This window comes from Tamlana flava, assembly GCF_041287255.1.
GTDB lineage: Bacteria > Bacteroidota > Bacteroidia > Flavobacteriales > Flavobacteriaceae > Tamlana > Tamlana flava.
Genome location: NZ_JBGGTX010000004.1, coordinates 66,694 through 90,915, shown reverse-complemented (window position 1 = coordinate 90,915; position 24,222 = coordinate 66,694). Strand labels below are relative to the sequence as shown.

Annotated in this window: 11 protein-coding genes; all 11 read right to left on the bottom strand. The window is 37.9% G+C overall.

Translation table 11 applies throughout. From position 1 onward, the window contains the following. Position 1: 1 nt before the first annotated feature. Entirely contained in the window at positions 2-2,032 is a 2,031-nt protein-coding gene (locus ACB104_RS12465; RefSeq protein WP_370479203.1) for an alpha-L-arabinofuranosidase family protein, read from the bottom strand. 40 nt (positions 2,033-2,072) lie between these two features. Continuing rightward, a complete protein-coding gene (locus tag ACB104_RS12460) occupies positions 2,073-3,776 on the bottom strand; it encodes a GH39 family glycosyl hydrolase (RefSeq protein WP_370479201.1) in 1,704 nt (567 codons plus the stop codon). Next, the gene (locus ACB104_RS12455; RefSeq protein ID WP_370479199.1) at positions 3,763-5,760 is read right to left on the bottom strand and encodes a glycoside hydrolase family 127 protein; all 1,998 of its coding nucleotides are present in this window, start codon (positions 5,758-5,760) and stop codon (positions 3,763-3,765) included. Before ACB104_RS12455 ends, ACB104_RS12460 begins: the two co-directional genes overlap by 14 nt. Before the next feature lie 13 nt (positions 5,761-5,773). Further along, on the bottom strand, positions 5,774-6,757 hold the full coding sequence (locus tag ACB104_RS12450; protein ID WP_370479197.1) for an arabinan endo-1,5-alpha-L-arabinosidase: 984 nt from the start codon (positions 6,755-6,757) through the stop codon (positions 5,774-5,776). A gap of 9 nt (positions 6,758-6,766) precedes the next feature. Then, positions 6,767-7,744 (bottom strand): glycoside hydrolase family 43 protein, encoded by a 978-nt coding sequence (locus ACB104_RS12445; protein WP_370479195.1) that lies wholly within the window; start codon positions 7,742-7,744, stop codon positions 6,767-6,769. A gap of 11 nt (positions 7,745-7,755) precedes the next feature. Next, complete coding sequence (locus ACB104_RS12440) at positions 7,756-9,345, bottom strand: arabinan endo-1,5-alpha-L-arabinosidase (protein ID WP_370479193.1); 1,590 nt, start codon at positions 9,343-9,345, stop codon at positions 7,756-7,758. 25 nt (positions 9,346-9,370) lie between these two features. Then, a complete protein-coding gene (locus ACB104_RS12435; RefSeq protein ID WP_370479191.1) occupies positions 9,371-10,927 on the bottom strand; it encodes an alpha-N-arabinofuranosidase in 1,557 nt (518 codons plus the stop codon). A 213-nt stretch (positions 10,928-11,140) separates the two neighbouring features. After that, positions 11,141-14,638, bottom strand: coding sequence for a VCBS repeat-containing protein (locus ACB104_RS12430; protein ID WP_370479189.1), 3,498 nt, complete (start codon positions 14,636-14,638; stop codon positions 11,141-11,143). Positions 14,639-14,678: 40 nt separating this feature from the next. Continuing rightward, the gene (locus ACB104_RS12425) at positions 14,679-16,232 is read right to left on the bottom strand and encodes a RagB/SusD family nutrient uptake outer membrane protein (protein WP_370479187.1); all 1,554 of its coding nucleotides are present in this window, start codon (positions 16,230-16,232) and stop codon (positions 14,679-14,681) included. A 13-nt stretch (positions 16,233-16,245) separates the two neighbouring features. Further along, complete coding sequence (locus ACB104_RS12420; RefSeq protein ID WP_370479185.1) at positions 16,246-19,323, bottom strand: SusC/RagA family TonB-linked outer membrane protein; 3,078 nt, start codon at positions 19,321-19,323, stop codon at positions 16,246-16,248. Between the two features lie 448 nt (positions 19,324-19,771). Then, the gene (locus tag ACB104_RS12415) at positions 19,772-23,794 is read right to left on the bottom strand and encodes an FG-GAP-like repeat-containing protein (RefSeq protein WP_370479183.1); all 4,023 of its coding nucleotides are present in this window, start codon (positions 23,792-23,794) and stop codon (positions 19,772-19,774) included. Between the last annotated feature and the right edge of the window lie 428 nt (positions 23,795-24,222).

The following is a 24,222-nucleotide window of genomic DNA, read 5'->3' as shown; positions in this document are numbered from 1 at the left end:
TTTAAATTTTAATTTTAATTACATTCATAGACTGGCTTTGAAGTTCAAGCTCAATTTTTCCATCTTTCACTTCAAAATCTGTGTCAGATAAACTTATATTTTGGGGATTATCGAAGGAATTTTCGGAAGCCAAATCATCATGTCTTAAGGTTGTTATAGTCCCTATTCCTGTAAAAGCACTACCTATTGTTGAAATAACAATGCTCTGTTTCCCATCACTTGTATTTACCGCTTTAATTATCAACTCATTGGCATTGACATCTTTAACAGCCGAAGCATACAAACCGTGTTGCCCTGTTAAAGGTTTTTCGTTTTCGGTAATAGACAATAAATCGGTTCCAGGGTTATTGCCATATAGCATTTGAACATAATAATTTGGTGTTCCATAAGATTTTAAATTATTGAACCAGATCATGTCTGGCGTCCATTGCCAACCATCTGCATGCGCCATTAAGGGTGCATAAGACGTTAATGTAACCACCTCTGCATTACGCTCTAAACCCGTCATAAATGCCGCTTCAGACAACGCACATTCCCAATTGTTTTTGTTCTCTGGACTTGCAATGGCAACACTTTGTGCAGCATATTCACCAGCAAATACTTTTGGCCCTTTTCTATCATAACTATCATATCGGGTTGCATTTTCTCTAAACCAACTTGGTGGTTTATAATAATGCTCATCTATAATTTCTACATTCAGTTTTTTCAGTTCTTCCCAACCATATTCAAAATAATCTCCTTCCGGAAAAGGTCCACTTCCCGATACAATCTTGATCTCAGGATATTTTGCTTTAATGGCTTTGTGAAAAACTTTATAACGCTCAATGAATGCAGGCCCCCACTGCTCATTACCAATACCAATATATTTCAAATTAAATGGTTCAGGGTGTCCCATATCAGCACGTAATTTTCCCCAAGTAGTAGTAATGCTTCCATTAGCAAATTCGATTAAATCTAGAGCATCTTGAACATAGGGGTCTAATTGATCCATGGGCACCAACTCACCTGTATTAAACTGGCAAGCTATACCGCAGCTTAAAATGGGAAGGGGCTCAGCTCCTAAATCTTCGGACAATTGGAAATACTCAAAAAAACCTATCCCAAAACTTTGGTAGTAATCTGGTGTTAAACGATGTGAAAACTCTGTATTCCAGCGGTTTACCAAAATCTCTCTATCTTCTACATCTCCAACGGTTTTTTTCCATTGATACCTTCTTTCCAAGGTCCTTCCCTCAACTATGCACCCACCAGGAAATCTTAAAAATCCAGGATTTAATCCATCCAACAACTCAACTATATCTTTACGCAATCCTTTTTTTCTACCTTTCCAAGTATCTTCAGGAAAAAGCGAAACCATATCTAAATCAATTGTTCCCGTTCCTTCAAAAGTAATTTTAAGCTTTGCTTTCATCACCGTATTTGTAGCCGTTAATTGTGCTTCGTAGCTTTTCCAATCATTAGTTTCTGGCGTTATCGATGTTTTGCCAACATCTGCTCCATTTTCATCCATAAACTGAAAGTTTATTTTTTGGATGTCCCCGCTAACCTTTTTAGCATCGATAGTAAGATTGTATTTTGCATCTTTTTTAATTCCCATACCCCTGAAACCTTCATTAATCACTTCATAATCTGGGCCTTTAATTTCAATGCGGGCAAAATTATGATTAGTAGTTTCGCCAGGATATTTTACCGGACTTAAAAAACCAGATTCACTGTTGTATTTATGTCTGTCGCTATTTGGCTCTAACCAACCTGTTTTGGGCAATGTAAATTCGAAAGAGCGATTTTTAACCATCTCTGCATATAAACCGCCGTCGGCAGCAAAATTTATGTCCTCGAAGAAAATTCCATACATGGTGGGTTCAATTTTAATTCCAGTATCAGCTAGATTGACGACCAAATTTGATGTTTCATTTGATGTGCTATTTTCATCGACTGCAGTTATTTTATCAGCATTATCCTTGCAACTGTAAAAACCACCCACAAGAACTGTAGCGGTTAAAATGACATGTTTTAGAATTGATCTCTTCATTTGTATTTATTTTAGTTTAATTGTTTTCGGTTCTAATTTATTAATAGCTTAGCCTTATTAAAGATATTGCCTGTCTTGGCAATTCAACTTCAAGAGTAGTTTTCCCCTTTTCTATATCTTTCCACTCCGGTGATGTAAACAAATGCAATTGCCCGGCTTTCTCCAGACTTTTAATTTGCTCCGACGATGGGTTTTGGGGTGAACCCATTTTTTTCCAAAGGGTATAAGAATTGCTAAGCTCCTGGTCTACCCTGTAATGGTTTATCAATACTTTATTTACCGGAATATTGTCAATTATTAGTTTTACCGGTGATGCTGGTACTTCCAAATCATTCTTGTCATGATAATTCCAAACCATTATAGCTATTGAATTATCCGTTTTTGATGCAATGGCATTTACATCAGGATTTATACCTCTAACACTTTCATTCCTTACTTTTATAAAGTTATAATCTAGATTTTCTTGATTTACTTTAATTCTCTGACCTTCCATCATCCCAAACATTCTAAAAACATTTAAAACAGGTTTATTAACACCGTTGGTGGCCATATCCCTAAAACCAGCATACCAAGGTTGGTTTTCAAATTCAAATCCCCAAGTAACTGCGCCCAAAAGATTAACCCCATAATGGTCTGCCAATTCGTATTTTCTAGAAAATGATGCAGCCGTATAACTGGCATACATGGTACCATTTCTGTATGCATTATGAGGATAATCTGCCTCGGAACATGCGGCACATCCTTCAGGGTCTGACTCTCCAATAATAATAGGTAAATGTTTAAATTCTGGGTAGGAAGCTACGATTTCAAAACCTTTACTAATATCTCTAAGCTGTGCGCCCATGTTCATTTTCACAAAGCCATCAACTACTTTTGGACTTCCTTTCGCATGAAAGGTTATAAAATCGAGAGGTGATCCCGTTTCGCCCGTAGCATAGTTTTTTCCATTTTTTACGTGATCCAGAAAGGTACGCAAAAATTCTGCCGCTTTGTCCCACCCAGGCCCCGTGGTTTCTGGGCCACCCATTTTTGCTGTTGGCAATGCCCTTTTTACAGCATCGGCGCTATAGTCGTATAATTTGATGTATTCCTCAGTGGTGCCCTGCCAATACCCAATGTTTGGTTCATTCCACAGTTCCCAATACCAACTTTCCACCTCTTCTTTTCCATACCTTTCGACTGAATGCCTCACCCATTGATAAACTAATTCTGCCCATTTTTCATAATCTTTAGGTGGATAGGCCCAACCGGTGTATATATCATTATAAGCTGCTCCTGGTTTCCAATAATGCCTATATGGTTCTGGTTTTGAAGATAATGCTTTTGGCATAAACCCAATTTGGGCAAAAGGTTTCATGCCTCGTTCAATATACGTATCAAATATTTTATCCACAATAGTCCAATCGTAAATAGGATTGCCGTTTTCATCTTCCGTATATGCGTTTGTGGAACCCCATTTAAGCGCATGGGTACCTTCACCCGTAACCAAAAGACTATGGGCACGTACAAAAACAGGAACTGGGCTTAATGATGCGATTTCCGAAAGCAGTTTTTTTCCATCTTTCATATAGGTGTAGTTAGGCTCATCATAACCCCACCAGGCCCAAATAGGTTTCATTGACCCAAGCTCTTCACTGGCATCAATTTTAATTTCAATTGCTTTTTCTTGAGCGCTTGCTTCAAATTGAAAAAAGAAAAAACTTAGAACAAATATGGCTTTAAAAATGAACTTATTTATTAACATTTATAGTTCTTTTACTTTTAGAGAAACCTAATTCAGCTTTTGGAAGCCAAACTTTCATTTTGTTTACGCCTCGGTTAGACCAAGTATAATAAGGAATAGCTTTTAATTTATTGTTTGTAATGGTGTTTATACCTTCAAGTATAGATTCCTTTTGAACAGTAAACTCATCTAAAGATGATACTGTAATACTATCAAAATTTGGGTTGTCCACTTCCTCAACGGCATATACTATCGGGCCATATTCCAAAGATAATTTTCCTCTGTCTTCTTCCACTTTTTCATTGGCCTTTACCGTTCTTACCTCCATTGGTAAATTGAGCTCAATTTCATCATCTGTCTTCCAATTTCTGGTAACTTCAAAATAGCCATCCCTAATTGAGGCCTCAAATTTCTCACCATTTATTGAAAGTGTTGGTTCATCTTGTGAAGCATTGGTGTATGAATATAGGTCGCTCGGCAACACCTCATTTCTGCTCCAACCTGGAACTCGAAATTTCATTGTCAGTTTCGAATTGGCTTCAACAGTTATATTAATTTTTCCACTCCATGGATATGAGGTTTCTTGGGAAACTTTTACTTTTTCACCTTTTAAATCAATATCTGCATGACTGGAAGCATATAAGTTAACATAAATCGTATTGTTTCCTTTAGAATAAATCAAACCAGGAATAGATGGAACGAAACGAATGACATTGGTTGGGCAACACGAACAATCGAACCATGCTTGGCGGGTGCATGACCCTCGATTAGATTTGTAGACACCGTCAGATTCTAAAGCATTTGGATAGAAAAAATTTGTGCCATCTAATGACAGACCAGAAATTAATCCATTATATAGAGTGCGTTCAATCACATCAAAGTATTTTACATCGCCATATAGATTGTGTAGTCTGTGGTTCCAATACACATCGCCAATAGCGGCACAAGTTTCGTTGTAAGCCGTAAGGTTTGGCAATTCATAGTTTTCACCAAAAGCCTCACCATCATGTTTTGCTCCTATACCTCCGGTTATGTACATTTTCTTGCTCACCATATTGTCCCATAATTTGTTGACCGCTTTGGTATACAAAGTATCTTTTTGAATAGCTGCAATATCAGTCATAGCTGCGTACATATATACTGCCCTAACCGCGTGCCCAACAACCTCATCTTGGTCTATAACTGGAATATGATCTTGGGAATATGGTCCAAACAATTTATGATTTTCTGGGTTTCCTCGGTTATCCAAAAAGTATTTTGCTAACAATAAATAATCTTCCTTACCTGTAATTTGATAGAGTTTTATCAAGCCTGTCTCAATGATTTGATGCCCTGGAACAGCAGAAATTTTATGCTCTCCATCACCAAATGTTTTCACCATTAAATCAGCGTTTTTCAAAGCAATATCCAAAAAACTCCGTTTTCCGGTAGCTTTGTAATGTACAACCGCCGCTTCATATAAATGCCCAGCATTGTAGAGTTCATGACTCATAAATAAAGACTCCCATCGCTTTCCTTCCTTTACCTCAACCCAAGCGGCTGATGGTTTAGCGGGGTTTATAGTTCGCCAAGTGGTTAAATAGCCATCTGATTCTTGACCAACTTTTATGATGCCAATTAAGGAATCCAATACGGTTTCCAACGCTTGATTTGGTGCACTTATTAAAGAATTTGAGGCCCCTTCAATAATTTTATAAACATCAGTATCATCAAAAGGCATTTCACCTTTTACTTCACCTTCCATTTGCCCTCCTGCAATCAAGAAATTATCTAAACGGCCTTCTTCCTCACATTTAGCTATAGCATATTCAATTGTTTTTTCCTGAACCCTTTTAATGATTGGCAACCAGAATTCATCGGTTACCTTTACATGTTGAATATCAACAGGCTCAATTTGATAGCCAGGTTTTGCCTCATGTATATCAGCAATATCTTTTTTATCTGCTACACAATTTAATAGAAAAAGCGATGAAGCAATAATTGACAAATGTTTTAATAGTTTCATTTTTAGTTGTTGTTTAATCCACTGGTTTTACTAGTGGCCAAAGCTCATCATCCCAAGCAAGTTCTGATATAATCAATTTTGGTCTACCATCATCGTGGGCATCATAACCGTGACAAAACATATAATCCTTACCATCAAAGACATAGGTGCTATTATGACCAACGCCAAACCAATCTTTATTTCCTTCAGCTACCAAAGTTCCTCCTCCTTCAAATAAAGATTTTCCAGTTTTATCGTAATAGGGGCCCGTAGCCTTGTCAGAACGGCCGACAACAACCTTGTAGGTACTGTTTTTTCCTCTACAGCATAAATCCCAAGACAAGAATAGATAATAGTACCCATTCTTTTTGAAAATAAACGGGGCCTCTAGAGCAGCATCTCCTGGATTTGCATCTTTCAATTCAAAACTGCGCTCTCTTCTTGCAATGGTGTACCATTCTTGAGGCTCTGCTATAGATTTTAAATCTGAATCTAGTTTAACCATTTTCAGACCTTCCCAAAAAGAACCGAACGACAACCAAGGGGTGTTATTTTCATCAAATACCAAATTGGGGTCTATGGCATTCCATAAATCCCGATTTGGAACAGACTGAATGACAATTCCGTGGTCCACCCACTTAAAATTTTCATCTTTTGGGTTTAAAGTAACGTTTGTCGCCAATCCTATTGCAGAAGTATTTTTAGCAAATGCTGAGACTGAATAATATAGATAATACATATCGTTATGAAACGAAATGTCTGGAGCCCAAATATGATTTCTGAATCCAGGCACAACAGTATCTGTCCATTTTGGCTTTTCAGAAAACACAGATGGTTCCTTTTCCCAATTTTTTAAATCTTTTGAACTGTAGCAGTCAATTCCCCTACCTGTGCAGAATAGATAAAAGGTGTCTCCTTGTTTAATGACCACAGGGTCGTGTACGCGAATGTTTTGTGCGGCTAATGACAGACCAAATGTAGCAAGAAAGGTAAAAAATATTAGACGGAATAGTTTCATAATTATAATTTATTCTTGAATGCCTTCTGATGTCATGATAACACGTTTAATGGTGCCGTCTTCATTATAGTAAAGCCTATCTACACATACCGAACGCCTAAAACTACCTCCATGAGTAGGGATAGAACCATTGTGATATATAAAATAATCTTTCCCTTTGAACTCAATAATGGCTTGATGATTTGTATTACTGTTTCCAGACACTTCATTTAATATTCCTTTAAACTCCCATGGACCATTAATGGATTTGCTCATGGCATAAGCTATTTTTTCCGGAAACTGGTAGGCATAAGATAGATAGTACCAATCGCCTTTTTTATGAATCCAAGGAGCTTCGGTAAAATTTGGCAAATCAATGGTCATAATTGGACCATCCAACTCAATCATATTGGGTTTTAACTTGGCGTATTTGCAAACAGTATTTCCCCAAAACAAATAAGCCTGCCCATCATTATCAATCCAAACCGTTGGGTCTATATCGTCCCAACTAATTCTCGTTTGGGTAGTCATGTTATTTGTAATCAATGCTTTACCAATAGCATCTTCAAATGGCCCAATGGGACTATCTGAAACAGCAACACCAATTGCCTTGCCGTGAATACTGCCATGTTCAACAGTTACATACCAATAAAATTTTCCGTCTTTCTCAATAACCTGAGAGGCCCATGCTTCACCAGAGGCCCACTTAAAATCAGTTGGTTTTAATGGCACCGGATGTTCAGTCCAATGTATCATATCTGGTGATGAATATACCAACCACTCATGCATTCTGTATGCATTAACATCGTTTGGCGCTTGATCATGACCGGCGTATAAATACACCTTTCCATCATATACAATTGCGGCTGCATCAGCTGTGTATTTCTCGGTGATTATTGGGTTATTAAATTTTAAATCACCTACAGCAGAAGAGTTTCTATTACTTTTGCTTGAACCGCATGCAAAAATGATAAATAAAGCAAAAAAAGAGACGAATAATTTGTTCATAAATTAGCGGTTTAGTTTATTTTTTTACCCCATATTGCCGTTCCGTCGTTATTCAATCCAGATAGCAAAATTGTAGTAGCTACTTTGTTTTCCCAATCCCGACCACGTTCCACATATAATTTATCCGTAAAACCATTTGCCCAGGTTAAAGTTAACCAAGGTGCATTGTAAGTCCATGAATTGTTAGCATCACCATTCATAGAACCATCGGCTGCCAATTCAAGGCTAATTGATGTTTGAAAGTCGGCAGAGGTTTGTTCATCCGCATACCCTGGAACTACACGATATCCTAAAATTATTTGCTCATAGGTACCCACTAAGTCCGCATCAGAAATTACATCCTGATTAACGGCTGCATACCGCTCTGGTGAAACAATGGGCCAGCCATCTTCGGTCCAGTGTATTTTGCGCACATGCAAAATCATGAAAAAACTGTTAATACCAGGCCTACCTTGATGCGCCATATAGTATTGGCCATTACCGTCACTAAAAACACCGGGATGGGAAACCCCTTGCCAACCAGAATGTCCGTTAAATTTGTAAGGTGCCAGTATCATAGGGGCATTATCTACATCAGTATTAATATTTACACCATTAAAATCGTAAAATGGACCATTGGGTGTGTCTCCCCGACCAACACGAACATTATATTTAGTTTGAAGCCAATCATAAGCTATGAACATATAGTACTTGCCTTGCTCTGCATTGTAAATGACTTCTGGCCCCTCAATGTTTCCATTTATTGAACCACCAGTAAAACCACGCTGCGCTATTCGTGTACCTTTATCTCCATTAACTAAAGACAAACCTGTTGCTGGGTTCAATTTTAGTTTGTAGATTCCATCCCAAGCAGAACCATAATAAAACCAATATTCCCCAGAGGGTGTTACAACTACTGAAGGGTCTATTGCATTAGTTTGAACAGATCCATCTGCTTCTGATGTGACCACTAAACCTTTTTCCAACCATGGCCCCTCAGGACTATCTGAAGTAGCCAATCCAATAACGCTTAATCTTCCAACGGCAGAAGATAAGGAATAATACAAACGGTATTCACTACCCACTTTCATTACATAAGGAGCCCATAGAGAATTAAAAGGTTCCGTTCCTTTACTTCGTACGAAATTGGCGCCTTGCGAGGGTAACGAATTAAAAACCCAACCAACCCATTGCCAATTAATTAAATCTTGTGTTTTTCTAATTTGAATACCAGGACGTATGTCTGAACCAAATGACACATCCGTATTGTAACAATAATAGGTATCACCCACTTTTATTACTGAAGGGTCGTGAACGTTATATGGCCCCCAATCCTTAATATTTGCAGGACCGGCTACATCATAATAAGTGTCTTCAATATTATCAACTGTGTAAACCTTTGAGGTTGGAGCAACATATCCACATGCAACCGAATTTTCAAAATTAGTTGTTGTAGAACCTCCATTACCATCGGCATATATAATAATCTGAGTAGTTCCAGAACACTCCTCGTTTAAAACTGTACCTGTCTTTGGATGCTCGGATTCATCATTTTTTGAGCAACTGAAAACAACAAGCAATAGTGCATAAATTAGGACAACTGGCTTAAGATTTGATAACATATTCCTTTTCTTCATCGCTAAATCTCTACTCTCCTTCAATCATAACGACGGAAAAAGGAGGTATTGTAACAGAAAGTTTTCCCTTTTTAAATTTAAAATCTTTAAATACCTTAGTAGCAATTTTGCCAGGGTTGTCAAAAGTATTATGATCTTGTAATTTCTTTGACGCTACTATGGTTCCTGAAAAACCCTTTACTCCTAATTCACCACAATCAATCTCAACTACATTTTCTTTTTGGGAATCTATGTTTACCAAAGAGATATGAACCAACCCATTTTTATCTTTTGAAGCTGAAGCTGATATCGCAGGAAGTGATTCTCCATTAAAAGTATATTCAGGTGATTCAAAAGAAACAGGCAAAAGCTTTGAGTCTTGGTGAGCTGCATACATTTTCATGACGTGATAGGTAGGTGTCAACAGCATTTTTTCACTATCGGTTAAAATTACGGCTTGTAACACATTTACCGCTTGCGCCAAATTAGCCATTTTAATTCTATCTGCTCTTTCGTTAAACATATTCAATGAAATACCAGCTATCATGGCATCGCGCATTGAATTTTGTTGGTACGCAAACCCTGGATTTGTTCCTTCTTCTACGGCATACCAGCTCCCCCATTCGTCCACCACCAAAGCGACTCTCTTTTTGGGGTCATATTTATCCATAATAGCTATGTGTCTATCTAGGATTTCACTGGTCTTTAAACAATGTTTCATAATAAGGAAGTAATCAGATTCATCAAATTTTGTTGCATTGCCTGTAGGAGGCCATCCTGTACGAGTATAATAATGCAGTGAAAGACCCCACATCATCCAATGCGGCACATCCCTCATCATCACTTCAGTCCAATCATAATTGTCGGAATCTGCTCCTGAGGCAATTCTTTTTATATTAGAACCTGGATAATTTCTGGCATAGGTTGCATATTGCCTGTATAAGTTAGCGAAATGCTCTGGTGTCATATTTCCTCCGCAACCCCAGCTTTCATTACCAATGCCCCAGTATTTAACACGCCATGGTTCTTCTTGCCCGTTAGACTTTCTCCAATTGGCCATATCTGTATTCCCATCGTAATTGCAATACTCCACCCAATCGTTCAATTCTTCAACCGTTCCGCTTCCCACATTTCCTGCCAAATAAGGTTCAGCATCTAAAAGCTCACATAATTTTAAAAACTCATGGGTTCCAAAGCTATTATCTTCTTCTACCTGACCCCAATGTGTATTTATTATAACAGGTCTTTCCTGCTTTGGACCTACACCATCCTTCCAGTGGTACTCATCGGCAAAACAGCCTCCAGGCCAACGTAAATTAGGTACTTTCAATCCTTTAAGGGCATCGATAATATCATTTCTAATACCATTTGTATTTGGTATTGAACTATCTTCTCCCACATAAAATCCATCATAAACAGATCTTCCTAAATGTTCGGCGAAGTGCCCATAGATATGTTTACTAATGATTGGCGCAGAATCATCCGTGCCAATTTTTATTACTGTACTATTCTGAGATTGACTACTAGAAGTTGCAAAGAAAAAGATTGCAATAACATTCCCAATAAATTTCTGTTTAAAGATTGCCATGGATTATTGTATTTATATTATCGTTAATTCAGTCTAAAAAAACAAGTGTAAAATACACACTTGCAAAATAATCAAAAAGATTTAAAAACACCAAGAAAACCTGATATAAATTGATGAATATAGTTAAAATATTCGGTGCTTTTCAAGGTATCAATAAAATAATTTTTAGAAATTTAAGTATTCTCTCAGAGAAAACTAGGATTAGGATTTCATTTAATCAAAAGTTACCGTTCTCTTTACTCCTCCATTTCGGCCATAAAACACTACTGATTCAATTGAAGGGGAGATTTCAATACCATTTGCTGATTGTGATAGGTAACCTCCTCCCAATGTAAATTCCTGTCTCCTTTTTGAGCCATTTCTTAGATTGACTATGGCAAATGCTTCGCTGTTTTCTGGCTTTAGAACCAAATAATCTCTTCTATTTAAAATAAATGATTTAACTTCACTATTATTTGCTCCCACTAAAATTGTTGGTGCTGAAGTGGTTCTAACTTTTACAATACTTTTAGAATCGCCTGTTACCGAAAAGTTTGAAACATTGTTATCCACAACTTCAAAAGAACCATGACCACTATTGTGCAAAAAATGCCCAATTGAAGCATCGTACCTTCCATTACCTACCTCAGCATTATAATTATTACCCACTAACAAAAGATCTAAAAACCCGTCTTGATCAACATCTTCTACCAGAATACCATTTATGGGTGCCACTTGTGCCTCCAGGGGAAGTGCCGCTATCTTGAATTTATTATCGCCTAAATTCTCAATGTAAACCGTTTTTAATTTTTTTGCTTCAAGGGTGTTATGTTCTATGGAGCCAAACAAACCTAGGATATCTTGAGTTGAAGATTTGGCAAAACTATTGTAGAAGAGGAATTTCTTTTTTATCATGGGCAACTGCCCAATCAACTGGTCCAAAGAGGCAATTGGATAATATTTTCCTTCTTCATATTTTGAAAATATGGGGTCAACAGAACCGTTATTGTCAAAATCGGCATAATCCAATTTAATGGGATGGTTTTCCAAAATCTTTAAATTTGAATTCAGCCCAAGGTTACCTGCCACAAAGTCAATGTCACCATCATTATCAAAATCACCTGATTGGATGCTGTTCCAAAACCCCGAAGTATTCTCTAAGTTAGAGTTTTCAGTTATGTTTATTAATTGTTCACCATTACCCTTTAACATTGTAATTGGCATAAATTCTCCAACAACAACCAAATCTAATTTAAGATCGTTATCAAAATCGGTCCAAACCGCAGAAGTCACCATTCCGGCATCATTGAGAACTGGACAAACCTTATCTGTTACATTAATAAATTTTCCGGATTGATTTTCCAGAATATAGCTTTTCGGTGGCATGGGGTATGCTCCTGGTACTAAACGTCCACCCACAAATAAATCAATATCACCATCATTATCATAATCGCCTCCAACAACGGTCGATGTACTTGTAAACATCTCCGGCAACTCTCCTAATATTAATTTGCTGTTAACGTTATAATAAATACGGTCTTGATATGCATTATGCCCGGCATACCTTTCAGACCCACCACTCGCAACATAAAGGTCGTTCAGTCCATCTCCGTCAGCGTCAAAAATTAATGCACCTTCGTCCTCAAAAAATTCGGTGTTCTCTAACTCAACTTTTTTAAAACCCCCATTTTTTTCTTGATAATGTATCGCAGCATTAAAACCATATGCTCCACCGACAAAAACATCTTCTAAACCATCACCGTTAAGGTCTCCTACAGCCATTCCCGGCCCTTGGTTGGAGTACTTTTGCATGAGCAAAGATTGGGAAGCAAAATCGTTATAACTTTTGTCTTTACTGCTATGATGAAAGGTCGTGTCAATTTCAAAATATCTATTACCGACAAAAGCAGGCACTTTCTTTTGAAAAACAGCCTTATCGTAAGAAACATTGAGCCTTTGGTTACTTTTTAAATCAAAGAATATATTATTTTTTCCATCTGGCCATTCCACTTTTAAACTATCAATCTTGTTCTGGTTTTTTAAACCAAAATGAAGAATGGTACCTACTGAACTTTGAAAACCTCTCACAGGCTGATTAATCCAAACCTTTTGTTGCCCACCAAGGTAAATTGAAACCTTAGCCCCTATTCCCTTTTTGTTTTGTACGCTACCTTTTAGTTGTACCATTAAATAATTTGAATTCAGGGTATCCTTTTCACGAAGTGTGTTTCTATAAACAAAAGCAGGCTGATTAATGTTATTAACAATCAAATCTAAATCCCCATCTGCATCTAAATCAGCATAAGCAGCCCCATTGGAAATTGACTCTTCATTAAAACCCCAGCGATCGGTTACTTTTTCAAAAGTTAAATCTCCTTTGTTTTTGTAGGCATAATTGGCAACTTTTATTGTTGGCCTGGCATATAAACAATCTATTACAGACTTTTTAAGATCTTCTACATCCCTAAAAGCCGAAACCTTACTTTGCCTATATTTAACAAAATCCATATCGGTAATGTCTTTTCCAAAACCATTTGTAATGTAGATGTCATTTAAACCGTCATTGTCAAAATCAGCCATTAAGGGAGCCCAGCTCCAATCTGTTTTATCAATACCAGACAATTGGCCTATTTCGCTAAATGTTTTATTTCCATTATTCCGCTGAAGCATATTGCGCATGTGTTGGTGGCCATATCCAAACTGCAAAGCTATTTTAAAAATATCATGAGAGTGCCCACCAGACATCAACTTCCTTCTTTTTACATTTTCTGGAAGCATATCAACGGTTAAAACATCCAGCAGGCCATCATTATTTATATCGGCAACGTCGTTACCCATTGAGAAATGGCTGATATGCCCAAAGTAATTTGAAGCTTCTTCCTTAAAGGTGCCGTCTTGCTGGTTTATATAAAGAAAATCGCGGGAAAGGTAATCGTTTGAAACATAAACATCTGGCCATTTATCGTTGTTGGCATCAAATACCGATACCCCCAAACCAAAGCCTTCAATGGTTACCCCAACTTCAGAAGACACATTGCTAAACACAGGATGACCAAGCGCTTCGTTAAAATCATTTCTATAAATGCGGTCTGTGTTTCGCCCTTGCCCATCCTTTAAAATGGGCCTAATGTTGATAGCTGATTTTTCAAAACCTCCACCAGTGAGCAGGTACATATCCAGATCACCATCCAAATCATAATCAAAAAAAACAGATTGGATGGATTCTCCTTGGTCGGCCAATCCATATTCTGAAGCAGATTCAGTAAATGTTAAATCACCGTTATTTATATAAAGCAGATTGGGGAACTCATTTTTGTTCCCCATTCCACCAACACTTAAATATATGTCATCAAGTCCATCTTGGTTGATGTCAACTATACTAACCCCTGTACACCATTTTCCATGAGTATTAATTCCAGAGCTTTCAGTTATATCATCAAACTGTAAATCACCTTTATTTAGATAAATTTTGCTCTTAACTAAATTACCAGACAAAATAACATCGGGCAGGTCATCTCCATTAAAATCACCTATTCCAACACCCCCACCATTGTAGAGGTACTCATAGGTTAAGATGTTAATGGAGTCGTTTGTAGTAATTTCATTTTGAAAATTGATGCCCGAATAGTTAGCGCTAATACGTTCAAATAATTTATTTTGGGTATTTTCTTTAGCACATCCAGTTGCCAGAATGACAACCAAAAAAACAATAAAACTGTTTTTAACTTTCAAGCATCAATTTATTTAAAAACTAACTCAAACTATATTTCAACTATCCTTGATTTGCGGCATTACCATCCATGTTAGGATTACGATCCAACTCTTCTTGCACTATCGGTTGATATTTACGATTAGGCACAAAGGTGTTAAACTCTGGATCGTGTGCTTTAAGTTCATTCAACTTAGTGGCATCATCCAACCATCCCCAACGCTTAATATCTTGATATCTTGAACCTTCAATGGCCAACTCTGTAACACGCTCATGAGCCAATTGATTCATAAACTGGCTAACCGAATAACCAGCAAATTCAACCTCTCTATCTGGTAAATTCGCTCTATCTCTAACACGTTGAACTTGGGCTGCTGCTAACGGAATATTACCCGTATTGGCCAAACACTCCGCATACATTAACAATACATCTGCAAAGCGAATAACATGATAGTTAATACCACAAGTAAACGGATCACCGCCCTCATTAGCCAAAGTATATTTTGCAATGTAGAATAGATTTTGATCTAAAAAGTAATCTCTTCCATATGCTTGGGTCAAGCCCTCTGCAGGCTGGTATGACAAAATAGTAGCAGGAAAACGAGGATCAATTTTATCATCAATAGTTCTTTCCATAGACATTTCATCAACCAAAAACTGTGTTGGAAAATAATCGTAGAAATCTGCCCCAGAATAGGTTGGCGCAACGGCACTAAACTGTCTCCAGTTTACGTTAGGATCGCCACCCCAGTTTAAATCAGAATTTTGACTTTGTGTAAACTCAACCCAAAATATTCTTCCTGGATTTGCAGCTTCTATACTTGGATCTTGTGAAAACAACCCTCCATAATTATCGGACAGTTCGTATTCCTGAGAATCTACAACAGACTTAAAATAAGGGGCTGCTTCGCCATGTAAACCTTGGTACAATTTAAGTTTTCCCATTAAGGACTGGGCAGCTCCTTTTGTAGCACGACCAACTTGACCTGTATCCGGACCATTTACACTGCTATAATTTACTGGTAGCTTAGCTATGGCTTCGGTTAAATCAGCCTCTACTTGAGCATAGATGTCGGCCTGTGTAATACCTTGATTTGATGGATAAAATTCCTCTCCAGATTTAGGCACGCTTAACAATAACGGCACATTATCAAAAATATTAGTTAAGTTAAAATAAGCCAATGCTCTTAAAAAATAAGCTTGTCCCATTAAACGATCTCTCAAACCAGATTCAACATCCTCAACATTTGGAACATTTTCAATGGCTTGATTAGCACGATTAATTAAAACGTAATAACCTTCGTAACACCATCCTACAGCCCCATCAGTAGCAGGAACGGTAAAATTGGCTGTTTGTGACAAAAATGGCCAAGGGCTTCTTGATCTAATTTCATCACTTCTACTATCATTAACCGCAGGCGTCATTCTATTGTAAGTGCCATCAATTATCAAAGCATTGTATACAGCGTCAACCGAGGCTATAGCTTGATCTTGATTGGTGTAATAGGCTTCTGCCGCCAATTGGTTTGGGTTTACTATTTCCAATTCCTTTTCGCACCCATAAAATATGGTAGCAGTAAAGACAAGTAAAACTATTTTTGTTCTATATTTTTTCATTTTTCGTAACATTTTAAAATTTAAGTTGTACACCTAACATTGACGTCATTGGTCTTGGAAAGGTTCCATAATCAAATCCTGGATTTAAAATACCTGCCTGGAAATCTGGATTATAACCTTTGTATTTGGAAAGCACTGCGACGTTCTGTAAAGTTACATAAAATCTAGCTTTAGATAAACTCAATTTAGATATCACTGAATCAGGTAAAGTATATCCAAGAGAAATGGTATTGATCCTAAAATAATCACCTTTTTGTAGCCATCCTGGTCTATTTGAGTCTCTACCATTGTTGTTCGGGTCTAAAAACACGACACGTGGCACATCTGTATTGGTGTTAGTAGGCGTCCAGCGGTTTAAAATATCCTCATGCCAGTTTGTGTAACCAGATGTAGGCATTAAACCACGATATAAATTACTATTTATCAAATTACCGCCACTACCTTGTCCAAAAATAGTAAAGTCGAAATTTTTGTAGTTGGCAGTAATGTTTAGTCCATAATAATATGTTGGTAAACCACTACCTAAATAATCACGGTCGTCATCATCAATAACATTATCTCCATTAAGATCTTTGAATCTTATATCTCCTGCTGCAGTACCAGGTGTCTGGAAAGGTGCATCAGCTACTTCTTGGGCAGATTGGAAAATACCATCATAAACCCAACCATAGTGTTCTCCTAATGACCGTCCAACTTCAGTTCTTGCTCCAGTTCCATTGATTATGCCAGTTGTACCACCTATTTCCAATACTTCATTTTTCACAGTATAGAAATTAGGTGCTACTTCTAAATTAAATTCACCAAATTGTTTTCTAATAACTGCAGAAAGCTCAATACCTGAATTCCTTAAGGAACCTGCATTGGTGAATATCTCAGCCGGCAATGAACCTACGGCAAATGGAATTCTAACAGATGTAAGTACGTCGTTAGATGTATTTGAATAGTATTCAGCAGTTAAATCTAATTTCCCATTCCAAAAAGAAGCATCTAATCCAACACTTCTAGTTACACGGGTTTCCCACTTAATATCCTTATCTATTACAGCTGAAACAGCAGCACCAATTGCACGGCCACCATAAGCGAATGTATAAGGAATACCTCGGTTAACGGTTCCTTGGTATCTGAAATCTCCAATCTCTTGGTTACCTACTTCACCTATACCACCTCTTAGTTTTAATTCATTGATAAAATCAGGAAGTTCAAATTCATTATGCAATTTCCAACCTAAACCAATAGAAGGGAAATACTCGGTACGTAAATCTTTTTTGAATTTTGAAGACCCATCACGTCTAATATTTGCAGTTAGCAAATATTTATCATCAAACGTATAATTAACCCTACCTAATAAGGAACTTAAAGAATTAGGTCCTAAGAAATCTGTTACACTAAAGGCTGTTGCATTTTGAAGATTCTTAATGTAAGGCTCTTCAAGTCCTGCTCCAGTAACTCTAACTTCTCTGAAGTTATTTTTTTGATAAGTTTGACCTACCAAAACATTTAAGTCATGCTTTCCAAATTGCTTGGTCCAGTTTAAGGTATTTTCAATTAAGAAAGAGCTAGAGTTTCTGTTACCAACTTGCAACTGCGCTGTTGGGCCAGGGAAGAAGTAACCTAAATCGTATTGTGGCACAAACAATTGGTCTTCTATAGTACTTTTATCATATTGCAAACTGGTTTTGAAGGTTAAACCGTCAACCAACTCATAACCAGCATAAAAATTAGCTAAAATTCTACTTACTTTTGTTTCGTTTTCAATTAAAGTATTAATACCAGGAACGTTTAAGGTAATTGACTGGTGTATTGTTGAATCGGCACCACCAAAACCTCCAACACGATTAGGATCATAAACAGGAATGGTAGGGGCAGCTTGCAATAAGTCATTAACTAAGGTTGGACGACCTCCAGGAAGACCAATAGTAGTTGTGAAAAATAGTGGATTCTCATCTGAATGCATTATATAAACGTTCTCTCCAAAGTTAAATCTGCCCAATTGTGTATCAGAATTAACCCTCATTGAATAACGTTTGTAATCTGGACCAGAACCAACTAAAGTTCCTTCGTTATCCAAATAATCTAAGGAAACAAAATAATTTGTCTTATCAGACCCTCCTGAAAAGTTGATATTATGGTTTTGAATATACCCATCTTTATAACCGGCATCTTGCCAATCGGTATCAACATCATCAACAAAAAGTGGAGAATTTGGATCATTTCCAGGAACAATGGCTTGACCAGCATTGGTCAACAATTCAGCATTAATCATTTGATAACCTGCCCTGTCCAAAACTGGTAATTTTTGCGTGATGTTTTGGATACCATAATAAGAATTGAGTTCAATGGAGAACTTTTTACCTTTTCTACCACTCTTTGTGGTAATAATAACCACCCCGTTTGCCGCCCTGTTACCATAAATAGCACCAGCGGTAGCATCTTTTAATACTTGGATAGACTCAATATCATTTGGGTTAATGTCTCTAATACCTCCGGTAATCGTAAACCCGTCAACAACGAATAAAGGTTCTGCACTTGCACCTTGGCCAAAAGTGGCAATACCTCTAATTCGTATATTAGGGCTTGCACCGGGCTGCCCATCAGTAGTAACTGATACACCAGCAACTCGACCTTGCATCATTTGTGCTACATCGTTTGTCGCTTGTTTGGTCATCTCATCTGTATCAACCAAGCTTACAGCACCAGTTAAATCAGATTTTTTTTGGGTCCCATACCCTACAACAACGACCTCATCCAATGAAGTTAAATCTTCACTTAAGGCAACATTAATTGTAGTTGAATTTCCAACGGTAACGTCTTTAGTCATGTACCCTAGGTATGAAAATTCAAGTACATCATTTGGGGAGGCGCTAATTGAATATTGACCGTTAAAGTCTGTTACTACTCCTTGAGATGTTCCAAGAAGCAATACGTTTACCCCTGGCAATGGAATGCCATCAATCTCAGAAGTAACAGTACCTGAAATTGTTTGCTGGGCAAAGCCGAAACCTATACAAGCAAGCACAGCCACTAATGTCATTAGCCATTTCGATGACGGCCAATTACACTTGTGGCTAAATAATAGTTTAGTTGTAATCATACTAGTTTTTGTTTTAGTTGTTAATAAAATAAATTCACAATCAATCCTTAAAAACCAAAATTGTGCAATCGGTTACACAAATAAGGCCAAAAAAAATGACTGCCAATCAAATCATAAGTGTAAAATATACATTTGTAAATAAATAACAAAAATTTAACATTGACAAATTTTTTTCTTTACTGACAATTTTTTTATTAATTATACAATAAATTTGAATAATTAGTAAATATAACATATTGAATATGCGCCAAAACCATTAATTACAAGGTGTATATTCGTGAAGATAAAGTATTTCTCGCCACTGATTGTATCATTTTAATTTATCTCAATCAACCCTTAAAATTAAATTGACCCATAAAATAATACTGGTTTAAAATTTAAAAGAAGCAGTTAAAATATTCTATTAAAAAAAAATTAGCCTCAAAAAGACATCAAAATCAATTTTCAATTATTTACTAACAACAATCACTTTCCTTGACTGGTTGTTTACCTTTAAAAGATACATGCCGGTTGTCATAGCCGGTGGCAATAACAGTTTAGTAGTCCTATTACCCTGATTGTAATCCCTTGAGAGCACTTCCAGCAGTCTGCCGTTCATGTCGAACAGGTGGATGGCATCTTCTAAGGTCGTTCCAGTCAAGAACAATTCTTTCGAACTCCTGCCAACAGGGTTCGGGTACACCTTCACCTCTGCACCATTAATTTCCGTTGGTGACTCTAGTCCCTCGAAGTACCTTACGCCAAAGTCATAGGCCTCCTTGCCAATCTCCTCCCCGATGATACGCCCTGGAATGTCATCCAGCGGCGGATGGATACCGCCCCAAATCCTTGACAAACTACACTGATCCGATGCGTCCCTGTATGTGGCCCACTGGAGTATCACGTCCATTGAAGGCCCTTCTTCGAACACCAGGAACTCGTTCTTCTTGGCCACGAACTCGCCCATACCTCCTGGGAAGTACTCATCACCCGTAAGGAGACTCATTACCACCGCGGCCGCCCGGGAATAGGTGGAATGACCCGATACATATCCCGCAAAGGGTGGCGTTACAAATGATGGGCGTTGGTAAGGCCACCAGTCCTCCGCCAATATCCAACCAACACCGGCCTCATCTACAGCAGGGTCTATAATATAGTCATGCCCCTTCCAGGAATACAGCTTTATCTTCCCAACGTTCTTGTTGCTCTCGCCCGCCAAAGGGTCGCCCGCCCCTATAATCTCAATATAGCCCGGTTTCAACGGTATGCCCGATGGGTCATAGTGCGCCCCTAATGGATCGGTACACTGCCCTTTCGCACACATGTATCGTATTGCCGAAATCGGCCGAATGTAATCGTACCAGCCCTTAATTGCCCAAGAGGTAATCGCAACGTCATGCATCGTTCCCCCTAGTATAAAATAGGCCTTCACATCCCACTCAAGGTCGGGAAGGATGTCTCCCTGTCCTTGGAATCGCTTCGTGAAAAGCTCATGGTCGTTAACATAGTTCAATATCGTGAACCAATGGCCAGGTGGAGTCTCCGAATCAGGACCGTCAGCCCAAAACTCGGCCAATACCCTGGCATAGTCACCCCTTGGCACCAACTGTTCATCGTATGGGGCCTGTGTGTATGGATTTACGGGACGCCCAGTACCAATATCGCCGCCTCCTGCTTCCTTGTAAAATTTCTTGTAATCGGAAAACTGGCTCGGCAACTGGTCGAACTTTATGTTCCCTATGCTCTTCGGGGAAATATCCCAGATTACACCATCCATGGGATCCAGCTGGGAACTCCATTTGCTGACCATTGAAAAAGCCCATTTGTAATCATCGCTTGAGACCGTTGGAGGAGCTCCTGGGTCATGGTAAACCTGGTACACATCACCATCCCTCGTATAGGTAGTCCTTTCCTCTTCCGTGAGAGAGAAAGGATAAACGTTGCCCCACTCAGGACTTAAAAAGGCAGGCGTCTTGCCCTCTATAACGTTCCCACTTTGGTCTATAAAGGTATCAAAGCTCAACGGCTGCCACCTGTTGGGATCTATTTGCGTGATGTCGTTCACGTCTGGATTATTCAGCACCAAGGGCTGATTGACCGGTTCGTAGTACTCGTTTTGGTAATGACCGGCTTCATTGGAGTTATCCTGAAGACCATAGGCAATAATTTCGGCAGCTATGTAGTTGCCCAATGCACGTGGGTCACCCGAACTGTAGTCGATTGATTCATAGGCGGTATCATAACCCAGACCAGCCATGGCAACATCCAAGATACTCTTGGACAGCGCCGGGCTCGGGGATTGGCTAAATCGCTCCGATAGCAGCCTGTATGCTGCATAGCTGATAGTCTTATTCCTTGCCTCTGAAATGTCCTCGGTGGTGGAAAATCCCTGGAAACCGCTCTGGAAACCATGCACCTCATTGCTTATAAGATAAGGAGAGGCTTTGGAATCGTAAATTGCCCAAGCGTCGTACATAGCGATACCCGTATGGAACAGGTTCCTTGCGTGTACCGTCGGGCGCGCATAATCCTTACGGATAAGGCTCAGTAGTGTCTCGTTCCATAGCCTAGCAACCGAGTGCTCATTGGCACTTGATTCTTCATCAAGCAAGGTAACGACCAATTCCAATGGCTCACTTGAACAAATACCGTTTGACTCCAAAAGCGTTATCTTGCCCGTTTCACCTGTGCCCCATTGCACCACGATACCATCGTCCCCCTGGGTGTTCACAATCTGACCACCCGTAACCTGCCATTCTAATGTATTGCGATCTTTTAAAGGATAAGTATAAAGCTCAATACTATTCTTCAGCGTCCTAATCTTGCCAGTTATGTTACTTGTTTGTAAATATACACAGGCGCCCGTACTGACTACAGCATTGGGGTTATAGTTACAGGAGTTCGGATTCGTACAGCCATAGGGTTTAATACTGGGCGCTTGATCTACAATCTCAAAGCTTTCACCCTCTCTTGACTTAATGAGCTTGTTAGCTGGAATGTCATAATATGTGTCAATGATACCGGACGGCCAGGAAATCTTTAATTCGAGTACTTCTGAATCAGAGCCCAATCCAAAATGCACGGGCACCAGATTCTGCGACAAAAAGCCCTTTCCAGTAAAATACCTATGCAGCCAACCACTGGTCGTGCGTATCGAGACTTTCGTCCCAATCGCATCACGGTTGGAGACCGTGCCTTCAAGCTTTATTTTAAACCAGTGAAGGTCTTCTTTAGGATTTGTAAAATCGTTGATTTTGTTCTCATAAAAATAAGATGGTCTGTCATTGTTTGAAAGAAAAATATCCAAATCCCCATCATTGTCATAATCAAAAATACCGGCACCTACGCTTACAGTTAACTCTCCCAATCCTGTTTTTTGGGAACTATCCATAAAACCGAGTTCATTCTGGTTTAGTAAATTCTCAAAGTACCTGTTTTTATAAATAGAGTAAAACCCATTGACAATATATAAATCTTCATCACGATCTAAATCGAAATCTGAAAAATTTGTATCCCAAGCCCAATCAGTACTGTTAACACCTAAAGCTCTGGCTTTATCTACAAAGGTATTATCACCATTATTTTCATAGAGTACATTATATCTAATTGTAGTGATAAACAAATCGAAAAACCCATCATTATTATAATCACCAAAAGCCATCCCCATGTCATTTCTATCATGAGCCATACCAAGCTCATATGCAATCTCTACAAATCCGCCTCCTTCATTGTTAATTAACAAATTATTAGGGTAATTATCATTAGCAACATACAAATCCATCCAGCCATCATTATTAAAATCGAAGGGGATACTTTGGTAAGACCTTTTATTTACAGAGCCCCTTGGAAATAAATTACTGACATTTGTAAAAGTACCGTCTCCATTATTCTTGTATAAACGATTTCCTGTACAATTAATCTCCCATTCTGAAAGGTAAATGTCTAAGAATCCGTCATTGTTATAATCGAACCAAGTGACATCAGTATTTGCACATCCTTGTCCAAAAGATGAAATTTCAAAAGCAACTTTTTTAAAAGAACCATCCCTCTCATTATGAAATAATTGAAGCCTATATAAATGGGTCATGAACAAATCAGGATAACCATCATTATCATAGTCACCCCAAAAAGCCCCGTATTTGAACCCTAGCAGTGCCTCACTTTCCATAATTGAACTGTTATAAGGATATAAATTTACCAATCCCGAAATCTCAGTCATATCAGTAAAAGTTCCATCATTATTATTGCTAAACAATCTGCTTTTACTGTTTGAAACTCCATCGGCATCGAGTGCTTTGGCTACTACAAAAATATCAAGATCACCGTCCTGGTCATAATCAGCTATGGCCACACCATTATTTTCTTCAAGTGAACTTAATCCAGCAAAAGACTCAATATGCTCAAACGTTTGGGCATTGATTGTGTTGCTACAAGCCAAAATCAAACTGACTATGAACAAACTAAAATAACTTCTGAAAATAATTTTACTCAAGGTGTCTATTTTATTTCTCTTTTATTTACAATTCTTCAAAAGATAATTATTGCTTTGCATTAAATAATTTCAAATTAATTTTGCAGACAGATTTGTTCTATCAATTAATTTAAATTAGGTTATTCAAAAAAGGTTTGGACAGATTTTATTCAGCTAAAATTCTTAACCAACTAAATTAATACAATTATAAAAAATAAATTGGAATTATAATTATTCAAACTCATCCTGTTTATGCTTTTATTTAGTTCATAATAATTAACAGAGAATCAATTCTTTAAACCCAAATCATGCAATTGGTTATATAAAATAGTCGAAAAAAAGGCAACCTATTAAATCATAAGTTTAAATTATACATTTGTATAGTAATAGCAAAAAATTAACATTGGCTAATTTTTTCAATAAATAAATGTGCCTTTAACACTTATTCA